A 19,818-nucleotide genomic window follows, 5' to 3' on the forward strand; every position below is an offset into this window, starting at 1 on the left:
TATGGGACAAAAAACAAATACGAACTCTAAAGAGGCTTTCAAAAAAGCCGTTGATTTAATGCCGGGTGGGGTCAACTCACCAGTTCGTGCATTCAAATCAGTCAATATGGATCCGATCTTTATGGAAAGTGGTAAAGGTGCGATTATTAAAGATATCGATGGCAATGAATATATTGACTATGTTCTATCTTGGGGTCCTCTAATCCTAGGACACACACACCCTGACGTAGTATCTGCAATTCAAAAAGTAGCTGAAACAGGTACAAGTTTCGGAGCGCCTACTCTTCTTGAAAATGAATTGGCAGAGCTTGTGATCGACCGTGTACCATCCATTGAAATGGTGCGTATGGTATCTTCAGGTACGGAAGCGACGATGAGTGCACTTCGATTAGCACGTGGCTATACGAAGCGTAATAAAATCCTTAAATTCGAAGGTTGCTATCACGGACATGCGGATTCTTTGCTTATTAAAGCGGGATCGGGTGTCGCTACATTAGGTTTACCTGATAGCCCTGGAGTGCCTGAATCGATTGCGCAAAACACTCTTACGGTTCCATATAACGACCTGGAAAGTGTTAAATTAGCTATTAAAGAGTACGGAGACGACCTTGCTGCGATTATTGTAGAACCTGTTGCAGGAAACATGGGTGTTGTAGGACCGGATAACGGCTTCCTTAAAGGCTTACGTGATTTGACCGAAGAAAACGGTTCATTACTCATCTTTGATGAAGTCATGACTGGATTCCGTGTGGGTTATAAATGCGCACAAGGTCATTTCAACATCAAACCAGACATTACATGTCTAGGTAAAGTAATCGGTGGCGGACTCCCTGTAGGAGCGTATGGCGGTTCACGCAAGATTATGGAGCATGTAGCGCCGGCGGGAACTATTTATCAAGCGGGTACATTGTCTGGTAACCCATTAGCCATGACAGCTGGTATCGAAACGTTGAGAAAGTTGACACCGAAAACATACGAACACTTCATCAAGCTTGGCGATCAGTTGGAAGAAGGTTTCCGCGCAGCAGCGAAAGCTAATAATATTCCACATACTGTTAACCGTGCAGGTTCTATGATTGGTTTCTTCTTTACAGACGAACGCGTCAATAACTATGACAAAGCGAAAACATCCGATTTGGAACTGTTCGCAGAATATTACCGTCTGATGGCGGAAGAAGGTATTTTCTTACCACCTTCCCAATTCGAAGGTATGTTCTTGTCAGCGGCACACACAGAAGAGCATATCGCGAAAACTGTGGAAGCATTCCATACGGTATTTGAGAAGTTAAAACGATAATTATGAAGCGCCAGGCAAATTTATTTGCTTGGCGCTTTTTTATGTCCATTATTTTAGGGGGATGGCAGGGTTACGATTACTTCCATTATAATCTACACTATACTTTACTTCTAAACTCCTCCATTTCTTCATATAGTAGCCTGAGTTAAGAAAAGGAGTGAAGCGAAAATGACGACGCATCAATGGACATTGCAAGAGTCTTTTTATTTCCCTGCTGAGTACGGGGCATTTGCTGAATCGGCTGAGGTAAAGGTGACGCCAGGGTTTACGGAAGAGCGTACGGAGGAAGCGATCCGCTTGCAAGGGATCTATCATATCGCGGCAAACGTTGTATTTGATGCAGACAAGCAAGTGGAATTGGCAACTGATGATGCATTAGTTATTAATGACGTGGAAGTAGAAAACAATAAAGGGTATTTTGAGTATGCTGTGCCTCTGAATGTTGATCTGCCAGTAGAACTCGATGGAGACTTGCAACTTGAAGTGCAGGATATTAAAACTGCAACACAGGAAGACGGAGGATTGAAGCTCGAGTGGACTGTTCATTTGAAACAGGATAAGCCTGTACAAGAAGCGGTCGTTATTGAAGAAGAGCCCGCTGCGCCAGAGTTCGTAGCTGCATCGACATCTCATATGGAGTTTCTTGCAAATGCGGATCGTGCGATAGAGCAAGTAACTAATGAAATGGAAGACTTTCTCCTATACATCGCCGAGATGGATGACGATGTAACGAGAAAGATCTTCCATTCAAATAATGTTTTTGTAGAAGCAGAAGGACAAAGCAGCGAGTAAGCAAAATACTAAAAAGTCGCCAGTGGTCGGGACTAAAAGTAACCGAATCAATTGAAAAACGGTTAACGGAATAATACAGCCTTTACAATAAAATCTCGTTTTTCGAAGCCATGGCGGTAACAAGTAGGGATTATATCCTCTTCGCATCGTTCACCATCCTTTCTCTATAGACTACTATTCAGTTGACGGACGCTACATGTTTCGCTTATAATAATGGGTATATGAATATAAATGCGAAGAGTAGGAAAGTACATGTGAACCGTTTTCTTTAGAGAGGGTGCGATTGGTGGAACGTACCTGGAAACAACATATGGAAGTCCCCTATGAGCAGTTTCTGTGAAATTATAGTAGCAGAATCCGGTGAAGACCGTTACCAAATCATGAAGATGTAATGCTTTTTAGCGTTCATAAATAAAGGTGGTACCACGAGCTCCTTCGTCCTTTTACCGGGATGAGTGGGGCTTTTTTGTATCCCTTTTTATTTGAAGGAGGAACTGAAATGACTGATGAATTGACGATGCCGACTAAATACGATCCGCAAGCAGTTGAAAAAGGACGTTATGAATGGTGGCTGGAAGGTAAGTATTTTGAGTCAGATGTAAAGAGTGAAAAAGAACCGTATACGATTGTGATACCACCACCGAACGTTACAGGTAAGCTTCACTTAGGGCACGCTTGGGATACAACATTACAAGATATGCTCATCCGCATGAAACGTATGCAAGGGTATGACGCATTGTGGTTGCCTGGAATGGACCATGCTGGAATTGCGACACAAGCTAGAGTAGAGGAAAAACTTCGTGCTGAAGGCAAAACACGCAATGATCTGGGTCGCGAAAAATTCATACAGGAAACATGGAAATGGAAAGAAGAATACGCGAGCCATATCCGCGCACAATGGGCGAAACTTGGTCTAGCCCTCGATTACTCACAAGAGCGTTTTACGTTAGATGAAGGATTATCAAAAGCAGTAAATGAAGTATTCGTTAAATTGTATGAGAAAAAGCTCATCTACCGTGGCGAATATATTATCAACTGGGATCCTGCAACGAAAACAGCGATATCTGATATTGAGGTTATCCATAAAGATGTGCAAGGTGCATTCTATCATATGCGCTACCCGTTGGCAGATGGCACAGGTTCGATTGAAATAGCGACAACACGTCCCGAAACGATGCTTGGTGATACAGCTGTTGCAGTTCACCCGGATGACGAGCGCTACCAGCATTTGATCGGCAAGATGGTCAAATTACCGATCGTGGGACGCGAGATCCCAATCGTAGCGGATGACTACGTCGAAATGGATTTCGGAAGCGGTGCAGTGAAAATTACACCAGCGCATGACCCGAATGACTTTGAAATAGGTAACCGTCATAACTTACCACGTGTGTTGGTGATGAATGAGGACGGTACAATGAATAAATTAGCAGGCAAGTATGAAGGCATGGATCGTTTCGAATGCCGTAAGCAAATCGTCAAAGACTTGCAAGAGATGAATGTACTATTTGAAATTGAAGATCATATGCACTCTGTCGGACACTCGGAACGAAGCGGCGCAGTAGTGGAACCTTACCTTTCTACACAATGGTTCGTCAATATGCAACCACTTGCTGAACAAGCAATCAATCTTCAGAAAAATGAAGAAGAAAAAGTAACGTTTGTACCTGAACGTTTCGAGAAAACATATTTGAGCTGGATGGAAAACGTCCACGACTGGTGTATTTCTCGTCAACTATGGTGGGGTCACCGAATTCCGGCTTGGTATCACAACACAACAGGCGAAATCTATGTGGGTCAAGAAGCACCAGCCGATGAAGAAAACTGGACACAAGACAATGATGTATTGGATACATGGTTCTCATCTGCTCTATGGCCGTTCTCGACTATGGGCTGGCCAGATGTTGACAGCGAAACGTTCAAAAAATATTACCCGACAGATGCCCTTGTTACAGGATATGATATTATCTTCTTTTGGGTGTCCCGCATGATCTTCCAAGCACTTGAATTCACGGAAGAGCGTCCCTTCAAGGATGTCTTGATCCATGGATTAGTACGCGCGGAAGACGGGCGAAAAATGTCTAAATCTCTTGGTAACGGTGTAGATCCAATGGACGTAATCGAACAATACGGTGCAGACGCATTGCGTTACTTCCTAGCAACCGGTTCTTCACCAGGACAAGATCTACGTTACTCTACAGAAAAAGTAGAAGCGATTTGGAACTTTGCCAATAAAATTTGGAATGCCTCCCGTTTCGCCTTAATGAATATGGATGGTATGACGTATGAAGAAATCGATTTGTCAGGTAAGAAATCTGTTGCAGATGCATGGATCTTAACTCGCCTAAATGAAACGATAGAATCAGTAACCAATTTAGCTGATCGTTATGAGTTCGGTGAAATGGGTCGCGCATTATACAACTTCATCTGGGATGATTTCTGTGACTGGTATATCGAAATGGCGAAATTGCCACTATACGGTGAAGATGAAGTAGCCAAAAAAACGACTCGTTCGGTTCTTGCGCATGTTCTTGATCAGACGATGCGTTTATTGCACCCGTTAATGCCTTTCATTACTGAAGAAATCTGGCAGAACCTTCCACATGAAGGTGAGTCGATCACAGTAGCGAAGTGGCCTGAAGTAGATGCAACGATGATGGACAAGTCACGTGCTTCGGATATGAAATTGTTGATGGATATTATCAAAGCGGTTCGTAATATTCGTGCGGAAGTGAATACACCGATGAGTCGTAAAGTTGATTTGTATATTTCGGCGAAGGACGAGAAGACGGTGGCGGTACTAGAAGAGAACCGTAATTATCTTGTGCGCTTCTGTAATCCAGAAACATTGACGATTGGTGTGAAGGTGAATGCACCAGGCAAGACGATGTCCGCAGTCGTGACAGGGGCAGAGCTGTATTTGCCACTTGAGGGATTGATTGATATTGAGGAAGAATTGGCTCGCTTGACGAAAGAGCTTGGTAAGTGGCAAGGTGAAGTGAAGCGGGTTCAGGGCAAGTTGTCAAATGAACGTTTTACTGCGAAGGCACCTGAGTCAGTTGTTGAGGAAGAGCGTGCGAAAGAGAAGGATTATTTGGAGAAATATGCGGCGGTTGAACGTCGTATTGCGGAACTGAAGGAGATTTAAAGATAGTTATAAATAAATCGAAGGCCCATTCGACAGTGTAACGCTGTTGAATGGGCCTTTTTGTAGTTTAGTGGTGGTAAAGTTGAAGCGAAGAGTGGTAAGGATTTACACTTAGCAATGGACGCATTGCCCCGTCCGGCGCTTCAAATCTTAAAAATATATTTTCATTATAGTAATCATCCAGTCCGATGGGTATAATTGAAATCACAATATTATGAATTATTAAGGAGAGGGCTATATGAGTTTTTTAGTTCGTGAGATGGTAAGTGAGGATATTGAGAGGGTTCAAGATATTGCTAGGCAGAGTTGGCATGCTACGTATGAAGGCATTATTCCTCGTACGATTCAAGACTGCTTTTTGGATGCAGCTTACGATACTCCTATGATGAATAGGCGTCTACGAACTTCTAATCTATTTGTTGTAGAGGTTGATGATGAAGTGGTGGGCTTTGCTGATTTTTCACAGGTAGATGAAGATGGAAAATCCAAACTGCGCGCTATTTATCTTTATCCTGATCGACAAGGGAAGGGGCTCGGCTCGGCTCTTATACAAAAGGGGATTGAAGTTCTCGGGAAATTGAAAGAACTTATAGTTGAAGTGGAAAAAGACAATATGATTGGGCGGAAATTTTATGAAGCGAAAGGATTTGAGGTCGTTAAAGAATATGATGATAACTTTGACGGTCATACGTTGAAAACGATTCAAATGATTAGGAATCTGTAAGTAGTAAAAGGGGGTATGGGGTTGAATAGAATACTGTTCATTGCAATAAATATTTTTACTGGTTTATTTGTGCTAATCAACAGTGTAGTGGGCTATGGAATTAGCGGTTTGGGAGAGGATTCTACACATAATATTGCTATACTTGGTTTAATCGTAGTGTGGATAGTTGGCTTAGCTTTTCAGTTAAGCAAAAGGATTCGAGTTTTAGGATTTATTATCACGTTTATCCCGGCATTGTTTATCTTGTATATTTACTTTACCGCTATGAATATGTAATGCAGAAGTCACATATTGGGGGGCACTATGCGGAAGTCCTCTACTTTATTACTTTTTCTCTGCTTGTCATTTGTATTGGTTGGCTGTACCACTAGTGTTGGACAAAACAAAGGTGGGTATTTGACAGAAAAACAGGTGGTAAAGTTGGACCCAAAAGCGGATTGGCTGAAATTTAAAGGCAAAGTATACAAAAGTAATATCGATTGGTCTGATATGGGGAAATTCACAAAGGGATCGAAACTAGGGGAAGTTTCAAGGGGGATGGCATCGCATATCCCGATTGGAGCTGAGATTTATGAATCGAAGGAACGGAGCGATATTTTGATTGTTGACTATATGAAGGTAGAGAAACACTATTTACTACAACTGGGTGAGTAGTAATTGAGCGTAATAGGTACTCGAAAAAAGGTATAGCAATGGATGCGAACTAGTTAAAAGGGGGAAATCGAATGTTAATTAAACCGAAGAAATTGCAGCGAGGCGATCAAGTTGCAACGGTGAGTCCATCTTGGGGAGGTGCGGGCGAACCAGAAATCAGATGGCGGTATGAGCAAGGAGTAAAGAGATTGGAAGATATATTCGGCTTAACTGTTGTGCAGATGCCAAATAGTTTAAAGGGAGCCGACTTTCTCTATGAAAATCCGAAAGCCCGTGCAGAGGACCTGATGACTGCATTTAAGGATCCGAATATTAAAGGGATCATTGCGAATATCGGAGGAGAAGACAGCATTCGCTTACTTTCATATATCGATTTTAACGTAATACAAGAAAATCCAAAAATCTTCATGGGTTATTCTGACGTTACGGTATCTCATTTGTTTTGTCATAAAGCGGGAATTTCGTCGTTCTACGGACCGGCTATATTAACCGATTTTGCTGAAAATATTGAGATGGATTCCTACACGGTTGAGATGGTGAATCGAACTCTTTTTTCTAATGAAACCATTGGTGAGATCCGACCAGCTGAAAATTGGACAAGCGAACGGTTGGAATGGATTGAGCCTAATAAGGATACGCGACGCACGATGAATCCGAATACTGGATACGAACTACTTCAAGGCTCAGGTACTGTGCAAGGACGATTGATTGGTGGATGTATCGAAGTCTTGGAATTTGCGAAGGGTACGGTAATTTGGCCTGAAGACAAGTATTGGGACAATAGTATAGTATTCTTTGAAACATCTGAAGAGAAGCCCGATCCAAATTTGATTCGCTACTGGTTGAGAAATTATGCAGCACAAGGAATCTTACAGAAAGTGAATGGCATTATTTTCGGTAAACCGAAAGATGAGAAATACTTTGATGAGTATAAAGAAGAAATTCTTCACGTGATGAAAGAATATGGTTTGGAGCATTTGCCTATTTTATATAACTTGAACTTTGGCCATACAGAACCTAAATTTATATTACCGTATGGTGCGTTGGCGGAGATAGATTGTGAACAAAAGATGTTTTCGATTCTCGAAAGTGGCGTTCAGTAAAATAATAGTTAAATGAGGTGTTTCTAATTTTTACAGATCAGCAATTGCGAATGCTCATCAAAGGTGAAGTTATAAGTGGAACCTTTCCTTATAATAGCTATGATGAAAAAGAAATCTTGGCACATATCAATCGACTGTTCTATCGAATCAATCGCATCCACAATGTGCTCTGCGAAGCGGAATGGGATCATTTCGGCAGTGGCTATGCTTCCTTTGTGGAGTATTTTTGTTATCGCAAAGAAGATTGTATTGTTATGGAAGAAAAGAATGGAATACGTGAAATAGAGATAACAGGTATTATACTCGATATAAGTCGCCTAGCACCAGTTGCTATAATGGGAGAAGATGTGAGGCATAGAACCATTCGTATAGAGACGACCGAAGAATTGAGCAGTGGACAAGGTTCAATACTTGATGATCCTATTTCGTTAGCTGTTGGTGAGGAATTGGAAACATTAGCATTTGAATTACAGAATGCTTTAGAGGAATTTGATTACAAGCTATTAGCTACAAAAGAAATGAATGTACCACTATCCTTTAATACAAAAATCCCGACGGTTTATCGGAATGAGCGACAATATCTTGTCTTAGATGCTATCTTTTATTGGGAAGATTAACAACGTGTTTAAACGTAGATCAATAAAATAAATAGGGAGGAACGATATGAAAGTGCAAGTAGTGGACTACAATAATCAATGGCCAGAGATGTTTAAAAAAGAATCTCGAAAGATCGCCAAGGTTTTTGAAGATGAATTAGTACATATTCATCACATCGGCAGTACATCTGTAGAAGGACTACCAGCTAAACCAATAATCGATATAATGCCCGTAGTAAAGACAATTGAAAATGTTGATGCGTTGATTACTCAGATGAATGAAATTGGTTATGAAGCGCTTGGAGAATTTGGAATGAAGGGAAGACGTTATTTTAGAAAAGGTGAACAGCCTCGAACACATCACATCCATGTATTTCAGGATGATAATTTATACGATATTGCTCGTCATTTAGCCGTTAGAGATTATCTTCGCTTTCATCCTGAGGAAAGTAAGCGCTATGGCTCCTTGAAAATGAAGCTGGCTGCCAGGTTTCCGGACGACATAGAATCCTATATTGATGGAAAAGATCTGTTTGTGAAGGAATTGGAGCGAAAAGCGCTTAGTTGGTATGATGCTAAGAAGTAATATGTAGAAGGGTATCTAGAAAGTAATGAGGTGTTCTGTGAGGTTATTCACGAAGTTAGGAATTATAGGATTTTCAACACTTCTATTAACCGCATGTTTTGGAGAAAATTATGATTTCACCCCTCCAGATGTTACGCTAATGAATAATACGGAATATCCTGATACAGAAGAATTGACTGCGGTCAATATCGAGTGGGATTCAGACAAATTGTATACTAAGAAAACAGATGATATTTTGTCAGTCGCTAGAGATCAGAAAACATTGGTTTACCATAAAGGGCAAGAAATGAGAGTCGTATTTGTTACCCAGGATTTTGCTATCAGGAAGTTGAGCGCCTATGTAACTAAAAATGGGATAAAGACAGAAATCAAGGTAGACGGGGAAGTTTTCAACATGCCTAACGAGAAGGGTGAATATATCATGGTTTTACATCTTCTCGCAGATAGTGGAACGGTAGAATATGTAGGGAATGTGTTAATTGAGTAGTAGAGAATCATTCCTAGTGGTGCTAGTCATCTTAAGAATTGTGAAGCTTAGACTAAAAACCCACCAAACTAGTTTACATAATATTATTATTAGTAAGAGCAGAGAGGAGTTTAGTTATGCAAGCAATTATCGAAATCTTGGGTATTGTCTTACCGATTATAATAGCAGGCCTTATTGTAATATTTGTCATTAAGAGACTGGATCGGAAAATGAAGCAAGGTACGTTGCCTAAGAAAAAATCGAAGAGCGCTCAGACGTTGTTGGATAGTTTGATACCTCTTGGAATGTTGGCTGGTTGTATACTTGGTTTGCTAATCAGTATGATGTCACCTATTTCGTTAGGACTTGCCTTTAGTTTAGGTTCTTCATTTGGTTTATTAGGTGGGTATTTTGCCTATGAGAGTTATGGTAATCAAGAAGAAATGTAAGTGTACGAGACATGATCTAGAAAAGAGGCTTTCGATATGATGAAAAAAGTAGTTTCTGCGTTAGTGGTCGTTCTCTTAATTGAATCGGTAACTTCTAGTAAATCGGCTTCATGAACGAATATAAGGATGAGTTACGTGAGGAGAAAATGAATGATTAAAATCAAATCTACTTCTGAAACTTGTATCATAGTTCTTCATGAAATCTACGGAATCAATCAATTTATGAAAGACGTTTGTGAATCGTTGTCTGAGAAAAACTTCGATGTGATCTGTCCAAATCTGTTACCACAGGAAATACCTTATGAATATTCGCAAGAAGAGTTAGCTTATGAAAACTTTAAGGAACAAGTGGGTTTCGAAAACAGCGCACATAAAGTAAAAGGACTACTAATGGATATAAAAGATCAGTACGCAAAAGTATTGATCCTTGGATTTAGCGTAGGAGCGACAATTGCTTGGTTATGCAGTGAGGATGAGTGTGTGGATGGCATTGTTGGATATTATGGGGCACGAATTCGGGATTATGAAGGGATTCATCCAGCATGCCCGACGTTGTTGTATTTTCCGAATGTCGAGAAATCATTTGATGTAAATGAAATGCTATTAAAATTAGAGAAGCCGAATGTAGATGTATATATGTATGAAGGGCAGCACGGTTTTAGCGATCCTTATACTTATGCATACAATGAAGAATTGGCTTATATCGCCTGTAAGCAAACGATAAACTTCTTCAGAAGTAATGGAATGAATAGTGTAGAGGGAAGCACTTCATAAAGAGAAGTGCTTTTTGCATTTTAGATATATTGATAATATAAGCCGAACTGAGTATCGTACCATAACAAGGTGCCATGTTTTCGTTTTGGCAGGCGTGTTTGGAAACTCCACTCAGGATACTGTTTAATGATTTGAACTTGATCACCAGTAGCGAATGCGATAAAGGATATATAATGTCCTTTTGTCATCGGGTGATCGCTTGAAATAAAACGTTCATTATCCACTTCTTCAATCGTAAGTTTTTCTTCCTCGCTCGCTTTCTTCGCTTCGAGCGCTTCGAGCTTCCTTCCACAGCAAGATATGGTAACATCTCCTGTTGCTAATACAATATTCTGGCAAGACGGGCATACAAAGTACTTTGATTTTTTCATATTTCCTCCTATAAATTCATTAGATAGTAATTCACCATCTAAAATATTTTCAATATTTACACCTAATAGCGTAGATAAACTGGATAAAAGCGTGACATCAGGACAACCATATCCGCGCTCCCATTTTGAAATGGTGCGATCCGAGATATTCATTTGATCAGCTAATTGTTTCTGTGTGAATCCTTTTTCTTTGCGCAATGTATAGATTACTTCTCCAACTTTACTTGTATCCATCGTTTTCCCTCCTGCTCTCTATATATCATAGGCGTATATCTCACGTGCATCAACAAACGTTCCGTGGAGTTTGTTACACTCATACGTACTAGCATGGTAAAATGATTAGATAATATGAAAAGAACGGTACTGTGGTAGCGAAAGAAAGGTGGAAAGGAATGAAACAGCATTGTTGTGAGGATATGAAGTATCATGCAGATTTCACATGTGATATACACGACGAACCGTTTGATTGTCCGGATCAATTGATTTTATTTGATGAAACAGATCAAGATTATGGATTGTTAATTCATGATGGGGGTACTTCTAGTGTCGGTATTTCTTTTTGTCCTTGGTGTGGGAATGCATTAGTAGAAAGGGGATAGAAAATGAAAAAACTTCAAAGGCATGCTGTTATTATTGCGATTCTAGCACTTATGTTTTTCTTGGTCTTATCACTAGTCACGAGTAATTGGAAATTTCTCTTATGGAGTATCGTACCGATTTTTTTATCGCTCATGACGGCGTTCCTAGCAAAAGCCAACGCCAGAGATTAAATGGGTTTCAACACCCCACTTAAAAGAGACTGTCACAGAGAATCATTGAAGAATGACTTTCTGCGACAGTCTCTTTTGGTTATAACCACAACGTCTCCCCAATACGCAACTTCTTTAATCGATGTTCATCCAACTGCAATCTGGTCCACTCAGCATTCAGCTTTTCAAGTGCTTCCGGTCCTGTATCATCTGCTAAATGATAAGCACCATAATGCATGGGAATGAATATTTTCCCGGCTACATTTAAAAACCCTTTCACCGCATCCTCAGGTGTGAGATGGCTCTCCTTCATAAACCATTCTGGCTCATACGCTCCGATCGGCATAAGCACCGTATCAATAGTGAATTTCTTTGCTATTTCTGAAAATCCACGGAAATATCCCGTATCTCCAACGAAATAAATCGAATGCTCGGCACTTTCCAAAATCCAGCCACCCCAATGAGAGGTATTCGTATCGGTCAATGTCCGCTTCGTCCAATGTTGCGCTGGAACGAACGAGAACTTCATGCCTTCAAACACAAATGAATCAAACCATTCCGCTTCGATGACATGTTTAATTCCTCTTATTTGGAACTTTCTCCGCAAGCCAACAGGAACAAAATATGTAGGTTTACCTTTCAGACGTCTGATCGTACCGAAGTCCAAATGATCATAATGTCCGTGTGAAATAAACACAACGTCAATCTCTGGCAATTCGTCTAGTTCAATTCCTGGTTCCGTCAACCGATTCTGAAATCCCATTCGTTTTGCCCAAACTGGATCTGTAAGTATATTAAACCCGTTAATTTGAATCAAAAACGTGGAATGCCCAATCCAAGTAATGGATGTTGCGGATCGATTGGCAACGAGTTTTTCTATTTCTTTATTTGGTGCTTGTTCGATTACGATCCGTAAATCTTTCTTATTTTCATTACGTTCTTTCTGCCAACGAATCATATCCCGTACTGATTTACTCGTATCTACGTCATCCAAATTTGTATAGCGTTTTCTTATCATCATTCATCACCTAACTGATTTTTGACATATTCCAATAATTTCTTCGCTACTGAAAACTCATGTGTTTGATAGAGTGAACGGGCACCAACGGGATCCTCGATTTCATTCAGCAACCAGCCGCCTGCAATTGGAAGTATGAAATCAATGCCAATATAGTCGCTCGAAATTGCCCGGGAAATCGTTTGTACTTGATTGGTTTCAGTGTCGTTCAACGTATATTTTTCCACTGTGCCACCTAACGTGTAATTGGATTTGAATGAATCTTTCGCTCCGGTGCGTTTTACAGCACCTAATACTTCATTGCCGAGCATAAATACGCGGACGTCCGTCGCAGCAGATTTGATGAAAGGCTGCGCGATTAGTTCATTATGACCGAACTGACTTAGAACATCTTTAGTTTGTTGTGCAGATTCACACAGAAATACTTCGCTGCCGCCATGACCTCCGCGCGTTTTCATTACAAAGGGCGAGGGCGGGAGTTGATCCACTCTAAATGTGGGAATGGTGGGAATTCCGAGTAGAGTAGCAAGTTCAAATGTACGTAGTTTATCATTAGCGATTTTCTGTACACTCGCTCGATTGAACACTCGATAGCCCGCTTGTTCCAATTCCAAAGCTAATGAAGGATCCCGATCGCGGAATAAAATGAAATCAAGCGGCTCAATAGGTGAATCAGTTAGTAGCTTTAATTCAATATCTAAATTTTTCGCTTCTAACAATAGATCGTCGATAAACGCGTGATTCCTCTTCGCTTCGACCTCATTATAGTAGACCGCGCCTTTCATTTAATCTTCTCCAAAATGTACGCAATCATAGCATCGGCTACGTTAATGCCGGTGACGTTCAAGAGGTTACGGATATGCGCTGCACCGTTCACTTCGCAAACGAGGGGCTGTTCATCCGGGCCGAATAATAAATCCACACCTGCGAATTCCGCTCCAACTGCTTTCGCCGCTTCCATAGCTAGTGTTTTCTGTGCGCTAGTCAATTCCACCACTTCAGCTACGCCGCCGTTCGTAATATTCGCTCGGAAATCTGTCTCGGAGTGGCGGTACATGGCCGCAATGATTTGATCGCCCACTATATTGACACGTAAGTCGCGACCTCTACTCGTCTCAATGAACTCTTGAAAAACATAATCGACGCCGCGGAGTTCATCGACTTTCTCATAGAACGCATCTTTTGTTTCGATCAAATATACTTTCATACCAAATGAGCCATGACCTTCTTTAATAATCATAGGTAAGTGAAGAGTCTCAAGGACATTTTCGTAATATCCGCTAGTTGCAATCGTGAAATTAGGATAGACTTTCGGTGCGATGATCGTCTTCGGCATCGCGACTCCATGTTTTGCTAGTTCAAGATACTGCTTTGCTTTATTATCACATGTCTCAATGACTTCAGGATCATTGAAGACCGGGATTCCCATATTTTTTAAATACTGCGCAAGCAACGTATCTTTATCGAGGAAGACGACGAAATCAGGTGCATCTTTCACATCATTTTGCACGTCCATCTGAATTTCATAATTTTTTAAGATTGTCGTCCGTACATCAGCACGCTCTGCCGCTTCCTGTATAAGCCTCGCTTGATCAGCGAATTTATCACTCGTCAAACTACCATTATAAATAACCCAACAACTTTTCAATCCCGACGCCACCTTTGCTATACTGTATATAACTTAATTTTAGCACAGGAGGAATTTCTTTGATTCCAAAACTTGATGAATATAAAAAACAATTTGACATAATGAGTGACGATGAAATTAAACCCGGGTTAGATGCGATCGAAGAGGCATTGGCGAGTGTGTTGAACCCCGAGAAAGATTTACGAATTATTCATGTGGCAGGTACGAACGGCAAAGGTTCGACGATTGCGGTCATGGAAGCGGTGTTACAAGCACATGGATTTGAAACAGGCGTATTTTCTTCACCCGCCATACTGGATGTACATGACCAGATTCGAATCAATGGAAAGCCGATTACACAAGAAGAATTGGAGTATGTGTTTGAGGAAATGGGATCAGCAGGATTGAGTGGCATGCTGACAGACTTTGAATTACTGACAGTGGCGGCGTTTTTAGCATTCCGTAACGCAAGTCCTGATTATGTGTTGCTTGAGACGGGGATGGGTGGCAGATACGACAGCACGAATGTCGTGACGCCTTTAGTTTCCGTCATTACGTCGATTGCGCTAGATCATATTGGGTTTCTAGGGGATACAATAGAGAAAATTGCTGAACATAAAGCTGGCATTATTAAGCCATACATTCCTGTCGTTATAGGGGAGTTGCCGGTAGAAGCGAAAGAAGTTGTGCTGGCAGAGGCGAAAACGAATAAAAGTTTGGTGCGAGCTTATGGAGAAGAGTTCACGATGAAATCAAGGGAGACAGAGACATTCAGTGGTATGTCTACTTTTGAAATTCCTGTACGAAATATGAGAGGGTCCCATCAGGCAATGAATCATGCAGTGGCATTGGAAGCTTTATCATTGGCGGGGGTGCCTTTAAAACAAGATAGTGTCGCTGATGCTATTGCGCATGTTTCACTGCCGTTTAGATTCCAGAAGATTGCCAAGAATGTCTATATAGACGGCGCGCATAATCCAGCAGCAGCTACTATGTTAGTGCGTACAATTGAAGAGCAGTTTCCAGGGGAGAAAGTGGACTGGGTTGTGGGGATGTTGAATACGAAAGATTATAAAGCGACGTTAGAGATACTGGCGCCGCTTGCGAATAGTTTTACGTTTGTTGATTTTCCGCATGAGCAGGCTGCTAGAGCGGGGGATTTGCGGGCGGTTTGTCCTATAGAAGAGTGCCAAATAATTTCATTTGAAGAAGTAGATTTGAAATGTTCGCAAAAACACATAAAAGTAGTCGTTGGCTCTCTTTACTTATTAAGTAGTTTAATGAGACAATAGGCTTAATAGAATGAGTTTTATAGACTGTTAGTTTTATAGTAAGGTATTTAGTTTTAGTAGGTGTAGTAAAATGTGATGATAATAAAAGTTTATATATATTTAGACATCAAAGAAACATTTCAGGAAGGAAGACCAATATGTTCATGCATTATGTGAAAAAAAATTCAGGAATGACTCTTGTAGAAGTTTTAGCGTCCCTAGTGTTGCTATCAATTATAATAATTTCCTTCTTGGTAGTCTTTCCTATTGTTGCGAAACAAAATAAAGCTTCTGAAGAGTTTATGGATGCAACATATATCGCTCAATCTGAAATGGAATATATTATTAGCATAAAAGGACAGGAAGATGGTCTTACTGACTTAGTAAACAAGCTTGTGGAAAGTGAAAGAGTAATAAAGAATGAAGGTAGAGTTAGGTACAAAACAGTTCCTTCGACTAGTAAAGAAATTGTATTGGAACGAGAAATTCCAGAGTTATCCCATAAAGTTGCAATTATCTTTAATAAAGACATGACTTATCAAACTTCACATGTACTAGTAAAAGTATCTCAATTGGACCAAGAGGAAAAGCTGAGAGCCCAGATGGAAACAATTCTATGGTGGGGGGAGAACTAATGAAAAATTCTATCAAAGATCAAAAAGGTGTAACACTGGTAGAGTTATTGGCTGTTCTCGTGCTTTTGTCACTAATAGGGTTAATGATATTTGGAGTCTATTTCTCTGGTAAAAAGGAGTATGATATCCAAAAAGAAAAAACAGAACATCAGGAAAACATTCAATTTGTAATGAAATATCTTACGAAAGAGATTAGAAAAGAGAATAATTTCAGAGTATTCGATGATGATGTGCTGGAAATTAAAAAAGAGACTGGGACGGATATTTATCGACGTAAGGGTACCACATTATTTAAAAATTCTGAGGCTTTCTCTGAAAACATTAAAGATTTCAAAGTGGAGTCTTCCGATGGCAAAGCATTAAAAATTAAAGTGGTTAGCAATGATAAACTTAATAGGAATAGTGATGCGAAAAAGATTGAGACAACCATCGTGATTAGAAAAGGGGGGGAGTCATGAGAAACGACAAAGGGTATACACTTGTTGTTGTTTTAATGGTTCTGGTTGTAATGGCTGTTTTAGGCACCTCCATAATTGGACTATCATTGAATAATTCTAAAATGACTAAGGGAGAGCAAGACGACCAGTCAGTTTTCTACATTGCTGAATCCGGAGTGAACTATACACTTGCTCGAATAAATGATATTGCTACTATCACTGCTTCCCAATTTACTAAAGTTGACGATGAAACTAAATTTTTTCAGGCGGTAAGTGAAAAGGTACGTTTAGCAGGTATTGAGGATGAAACAAAAAGTCAACAATTTGAAAATTTATACGGAGAAAATCCAGAGATAATAAATGTTGAAATCATAAGGGGAATTGACCGTGATATTTCGAAATATGAAATTCGTTCTACAGGGAGAATTGGGAAAAAGGTAAGAACCGTAAGTCAAGTCATAACTTTGAATTATGAAATACTTCCAAGCACAGGCACTGGTCAGGGTGGGAATAGCGGTGATGGGAATCTAGGAACAGGCACCTCAACTAGTTTACCCGCAATTAAAGTTCCGGATGGCACAGCTGTTTTTGTTAATGGGAAAATTAGTATAAGTGGTGGAGCTATAATAAATGGAAGTATAGGAACGAACCTAACAGATAATAAATCTATTACGCTCAGTGGTGGCCCGAAAATTTCGGGGAATATCTTTGTACCTATTGGTTCTGAAAAAGTTGCATTAGATAAACCATATTCGATGACCATCTCAGTCCCTATTGGTATGCAAGAAACTGGAATGATGAAATTACCAGTGTTTCCGGAATATCCCTCCTATAAGAAGCCGTCCAATGTAACAATTGGCGATCAATATAATCGGAAAGATGTTATCAAAGATGGTGGCGTCTACGCAGATAATTATGTCTCAAATAATTTTACGTTAAACATTGACGATAACATGTATTTAACTACTATAAAGGTTGACGGAAATAACACACTTAAAATTAATGTTGGAGATAAAGATAGAGTCATTGTTGTGGACCATCTAGATGTCCTTCAAGGCAAAATAGAGCTCATAGGTACAGGCAAACTTACATTAATGGTAAAGGATAAAATTAATGTAAAAGGATCTATTGGAAATAGCGGCACTGCTAATCAATTAGGCATATTCTTTGAAGGTCAAACTACGAAGGAGCCTAAAAAGGTGAAATTTGATAATGAAACTCAAATTAATGGCTCATTTTATGCAAAGGATGCAAACATCGAGTTGACAGGCGGTGGTGGAATTAAAGGGAATATTTTAACTGGTGGAAAAGAGGTAAAGATAAGTGGAGGGGTTAAAGCGGATCCAACATTAATCCTAGCACCGAATGCTGCTGTTAATATATCGGGAGGAGGAAATATAAGTGGTGCAATTTATGCAGATTCATTTACCGCTGAAGGAGGAGCTAGTGTGACTTTCAAGCAGCCAAATATAGGCGAAATCCCAATTGGTCCCGAAACAAATAAGCCTGATCCGGTAGTTCCTGACAATAATATAATTACACCACCGCATATTACTAAAAACAAATTCAAAGAAATTTAACCATATTTTTTATTGATAAAGGAAGGTGCTCAATGCAATCGAAATTATACAAAATCAGTCTAGCTTTAGGTGTTCTACTACTAGTCATCTCCGCAGTATTCGCCCAACAAGCATACGCAGGCGACGGCTTCTTCTCCAATTTTAAGAAGTACAGCAAGCATACCTACGCAGGCCCGTTTGATATATCTGGGCATTCGAAAAAGAAAGCAAAGGAGAAATTGATGGTGGATTTTTCTGGCTTGGAACAAAACTTGTCAGTACAACTGATCGTACAAGATTTGCAAGTTGATATTCCACCAGAAGTAGTAAGTTTTGATCCGGACGCTACATTAAATCAAGCTAAGAGTGGAGATGACAATTCCCTAGTCGCGAGTGTCTCCCGAGAAGGCCTTCGCACAGTGATGAAGCAAAATTTTAATTCACTAACTTTTAGTGAAGACGAAGTAGATAAGATTGCTGCGCAAATAGAAGTTCAGCTACGGAGCGGAATTATGCCACAGCAAGTTTACGTAGCGAATTTCATTCCAGAGCTTTATGAGCAGAAGCAAGGTATTGCGTCTGCTGAATATAAAGTGGATGGATTGGCTAAAGGGCTCCGGTTATTGATGGACGACTTGGATGGATTAGAGATTCAGCCGAACTCCTCGTTTTCATTCCGTGAATATCTTGAAGGTAAAGAGTCTGCTAGTGCGACAGATTTACAGATGACAATTATGGCGTCTCTTCTATATAAAGCAGCTTTGCAAACGAATTGGATCATGGATGAACGAAACATTTCTACTGAATTGCCAGCAGGCGTTGAACCAGGATTCGAAGCGGCGATTAATCGTAAGCTAGATTTGGATTTCCTTTTCACAAACCCTAATCAAACCGTCTTCACGATTCGTACGGATTGGACAGGCTCTCAATTGGAACTATCGATTGAAGGTCTACCATTCGTACATCGTTACGATACTGAAGTGGAAAAAATCACTAAGTATGACCCTAAAACAGTTATTCGTTATAGTGCCTTTGTAAATGCAGGTGCGATTGAAGTAATGGATAAAGGTAAGAAGGGCATGGAGGTTACGGTTAAACGGAATGTTTTGTTGAATGGTTCATTGGAAGAAATTGAAGATGTGTCGATTGATTTTTATGCGCCACAACCGATTATTGAACGTCATAGTTTAGAGAAAGTAGTAGAGAAAGTTCCTGATAGTAATGTGGATAGTAATTCTAGCACTACCGATAGCAACAATTCAGGTAATGGTTCGACTGATACTCCAGCTAATTCATCTAACGGAAATGGTTCCTCTTCATCCAATGGCGGATCGGGTAGCGATGGTTCAGGATCATCTACTGGCAGTGGAACAGGCAATACTGGATCTTCTTCAGGATCTGGAACAAACAGCAGTGGTTCATCTAGCTCCGGATCATCTAATGGAAGTGGTTTAAGTAACTCGAACAGTTCCGGTGAAAAAGATGATGTGAACTATGATTACGATAAAGGCGGCAATCTTATAAAGGTCGATAAAAATGGTAATCCGATTGATTGATAGAGGGGG

General features: G+C 40.2%; 23 protein-coding genes and 1 other annotated feature. Of the genes, 19 read left to right on the top strand and 4 right to left on the bottom strand.

Annotated elements, in window-relative coordinates; genetic code table 11:
• The first annotated feature begins 1 nt into the window (after position 1).
• From hemL to CSV64_RS04335, 12 genes are all read left to right on the top strand, one after another.
• Positions 2–1,297, top strand: coding sequence for a glutamate-1-semialdehyde 2,1-aminomutase (hemL, locus tag CSV64_RS04275; protein WP_099632952.1), 1,296 nt, complete (start codon positions 2–4; stop codon positions 1,295–1,297).
• A 168-nt stretch (positions 1,298–1,465) separates the two neighbouring features.
• On the top strand, positions 1,466–2,089 hold the full coding sequence (locus CSV64_RS04280) for a hypothetical protein (RefSeq protein WP_099632953.1): 624 nt from the start codon (positions 1,466–1,468) through the stop codon (positions 2,087–2,089).
• Positions 2,090–2,316: 227 nt separating this feature from the next.
• Positions 2,317–2,535 (top strand) — a binding site (T-box leader).
• Between the two features lie 53 nt (positions 2,536–2,588).
• Complete coding sequence (locus CSV64_RS04290; RefSeq protein ID WP_099632955.1) at positions 2,589–5,234, top strand: valine--tRNA ligase; 2,646 nt, start codon at positions 2,589–2,591, stop codon at positions 5,232–5,234.
• Positions 5,235–5,472: 238 nt separating this feature from the next.
• Positions 5,473–5,958, top strand: coding sequence for a GNAT family N-acetyltransferase (locus CSV64_RS04295; protein ID WP_099632956.1), 486 nt, complete (start codon positions 5,473–5,475; stop codon positions 5,956–5,958).
• 21 nt (positions 5,959–5,979) lie between these two features.
• Complete coding sequence (locus CSV64_RS04300; RefSeq protein WP_099632957.1) at positions 5,980–6,234, top strand: hypothetical protein; 255 nt, start codon at positions 5,980–5,982, stop codon at positions 6,232–6,234.
• Between the two features lie 120 nt (positions 6,235–6,354).
• A complete protein-coding gene (locus tag CSV64_RS04305) occupies positions 6,355–6,612 on the top strand; it encodes a hypothetical protein (protein ID WP_233190368.1) in 258 nt (85 codons plus the stop codon).
• A gap of 71 nt (positions 6,613–6,683) precedes the next feature.
• Complete coding sequence (locus CSV64_RS04310) at positions 6,684–7,715, top strand: S66 family peptidase (protein ID WP_099632959.1); 1,032 nt, start codon at positions 6,684–6,686, stop codon at positions 7,713–7,715.
• Between the two features lie 50 nt (positions 7,716–7,765).
• A complete protein-coding gene (locus CSV64_RS04315) occupies positions 7,766–8,332 on the top strand; it encodes a hypothetical protein (RefSeq protein ID WP_099632960.1) in 567 nt (188 codons plus the stop codon).
• Between the two features lie 46 nt (positions 8,333–8,378).
• The gene (locus CSV64_RS04320) at positions 8,379–8,897 is read left to right on the top strand and encodes a GrpB family protein (protein WP_099632961.1); all 519 of its coding nucleotides are present in this window, start codon (positions 8,379–8,381) and stop codon (positions 8,895–8,897) included.
• Positions 8,898–9,036: 139 nt separating this feature from the next.
• Positions 9,037–9,384: a hypothetical protein gene (locus CSV64_RS04325; protein WP_143565186.1), complete on the top strand. Its 348-nt coding sequence runs from the start codon at positions 9,037–9,039 to the stop codon at positions 9,382–9,384.
• Positions 9,385–9,500: 116 nt separating this feature from the next.
• A complete protein-coding gene (locus CSV64_RS04330; RefSeq protein ID WP_099632963.1) occupies positions 9,501–9,812 on the top strand; it encodes a hypothetical protein in 312 nt (103 codons plus the stop codon).
• Between the two features lie 150 nt (positions 9,813–9,962).
• Entirely contained in the window at positions 9,963–10,586 is a 624-nt protein-coding gene (locus tag CSV64_RS04335; protein ID WP_099632964.1) for a dienelactone hydrolase family protein, read from the top strand.
• 20 nt (positions 10,587–10,606) lie between these two features.
• On the opposite strand, the gene CSV64_RS04340 is transcribed toward CSV64_RS04335, so the two are convergent.
• The gene (locus CSV64_RS04340) at positions 10,607–11,191 is read right to left on the bottom strand and encodes a helix-turn-helix domain-containing protein (RefSeq protein ID WP_099632965.1); all 585 of its coding nucleotides are present in this window, start codon (positions 11,189–11,191) and stop codon (positions 10,607–10,609) included.
• Positions 11,192–11,349: 158 nt separating this feature from the next.
• On the opposite strand from CSV64_RS04340, the gene CSV64_RS04345 reads away from it, so the two are divergent.
• Together CSV64_RS04345 and CSV64_RS16605 are read left to right on the top strand one after the other, a co-directional pair.
• Positions 11,350–11,556, top strand: coding sequence for a DUF6980 family protein (locus tag CSV64_RS04345; RefSeq protein ID WP_099632966.1), 207 nt, complete (start codon positions 11,350–11,352; stop codon positions 11,554–11,556).
• 3 nt (positions 11,557–11,559) lie between these two features.
• A complete protein-coding gene (locus CSV64_RS16605; protein WP_158232978.1) occupies positions 11,560–11,727 on the top strand; it encodes a hypothetical protein in 168 nt (55 codons plus the stop codon).
• A gap of 79 nt (positions 11,728–11,806) precedes the next feature.
• Here the strand turns inward: CSV64_RS16605 and CSV64_RS04350 are convergent, their stop codons facing one another.
• The 3 genes from CSV64_RS04350 to CSV64_RS04360 are packed head-to-tail and all read right to left on the bottom strand — an operon-like array spanning position 11,807 to position 14,372.
• On the bottom strand, positions 11,807–12,721 hold the full coding sequence (locus CSV64_RS04350; RefSeq protein WP_099633024.1) for an MBL fold metallo-hydrolase: 915 nt from the start codon (positions 12,719–12,721) through the stop codon (positions 11,807–11,809).
• 2 nt (positions 12,722–12,723) lie between these two features.
• Entirely contained in the window at positions 12,724–13,509 is a 786-nt protein-coding gene (locus CSV64_RS04355) for an ATP-grasp domain-containing protein (protein WP_099632967.1), read from the bottom strand.
• On the bottom strand, positions 13,506–14,372 hold the full coding sequence (locus CSV64_RS04360; protein ID WP_099632968.1) for an ATP-grasp domain-containing protein: 867 nt from the start codon (positions 14,370–14,372) through the stop codon (positions 13,506–13,508). Before CSV64_RS04360 ends, CSV64_RS04355 begins: the two co-directional genes overlap by 4 nt.
• 59 nt (positions 14,373–14,431) lie before the next feature.
• Here CSV64_RS04360 and CSV64_RS04365 point away from each other — a divergent pair, with 59 nt between their 5' ends.
• The 5 genes from CSV64_RS04365 (at position 14,432) to CSV64_RS04385 (ending at position 19,809) form a co-directional block, all read left to right on the top strand.
• A complete protein-coding gene (locus tag CSV64_RS04365) occupies positions 14,432–15,643 on the top strand; it encodes a bifunctional folylpolyglutamate synthase/dihydrofolate synthase (RefSeq protein ID WP_099632969.1) in 1,212 nt (403 codons plus the stop codon).
• A 137-nt stretch (positions 15,644–15,780) separates the two neighbouring features.
• On the top strand, positions 15,781–16,257 hold the full coding sequence (locus tag CSV64_RS04370) for a type IV pilus modification PilV family protein (protein WP_099632970.1): 477 nt from the start codon (positions 15,781–15,783) through the stop codon (positions 16,255–16,257).
• The gene (locus CSV64_RS04375; protein WP_158232979.1) at positions 16,257–16,715 is read left to right on the top strand and encodes a prepilin-type N-terminal cleavage/methylation domain-containing protein; all 459 of its coding nucleotides are present in this window, start codon (positions 16,257–16,259) and stop codon (positions 16,713–16,715) included. Before CSV64_RS04370 ends, CSV64_RS04375 begins: the two co-directional genes overlap by 1 nt.
• Positions 16,712–18,274, top strand: coding sequence for a DUF7305 domain-containing protein (locus CSV64_RS04380; protein ID WP_099632972.1), 1,563 nt, complete (start codon positions 16,712–16,714; stop codon positions 18,272–18,274). The genes CSV64_RS04375 and CSV64_RS04380 overlap by 4 nt, the downstream gene beginning before the upstream one ends.
• Before the next feature lie 32 nt (positions 18,275–18,306).
• Positions 18,307–19,809 carry a VanW family protein gene (locus CSV64_RS04385; RefSeq protein WP_099632973.1) on the top strand — a complete coding sequence of 501 codons (1,503 nt, stop codon included), beginning with the start codon at positions 18,307–18,309 and terminating at the stop codon, positions 19,807–19,809.
• The last annotated feature ends 9 nt before the right edge of the window (positions 19,810–19,818 follow it).

It is taken from the genome of Sporosarcina sp. P32b (assembly GCF_002743335.1).
GTDB lineage: Bacteria > Bacillota > Bacilli > Bacillales_A > Planococcaceae > Sporosarcina.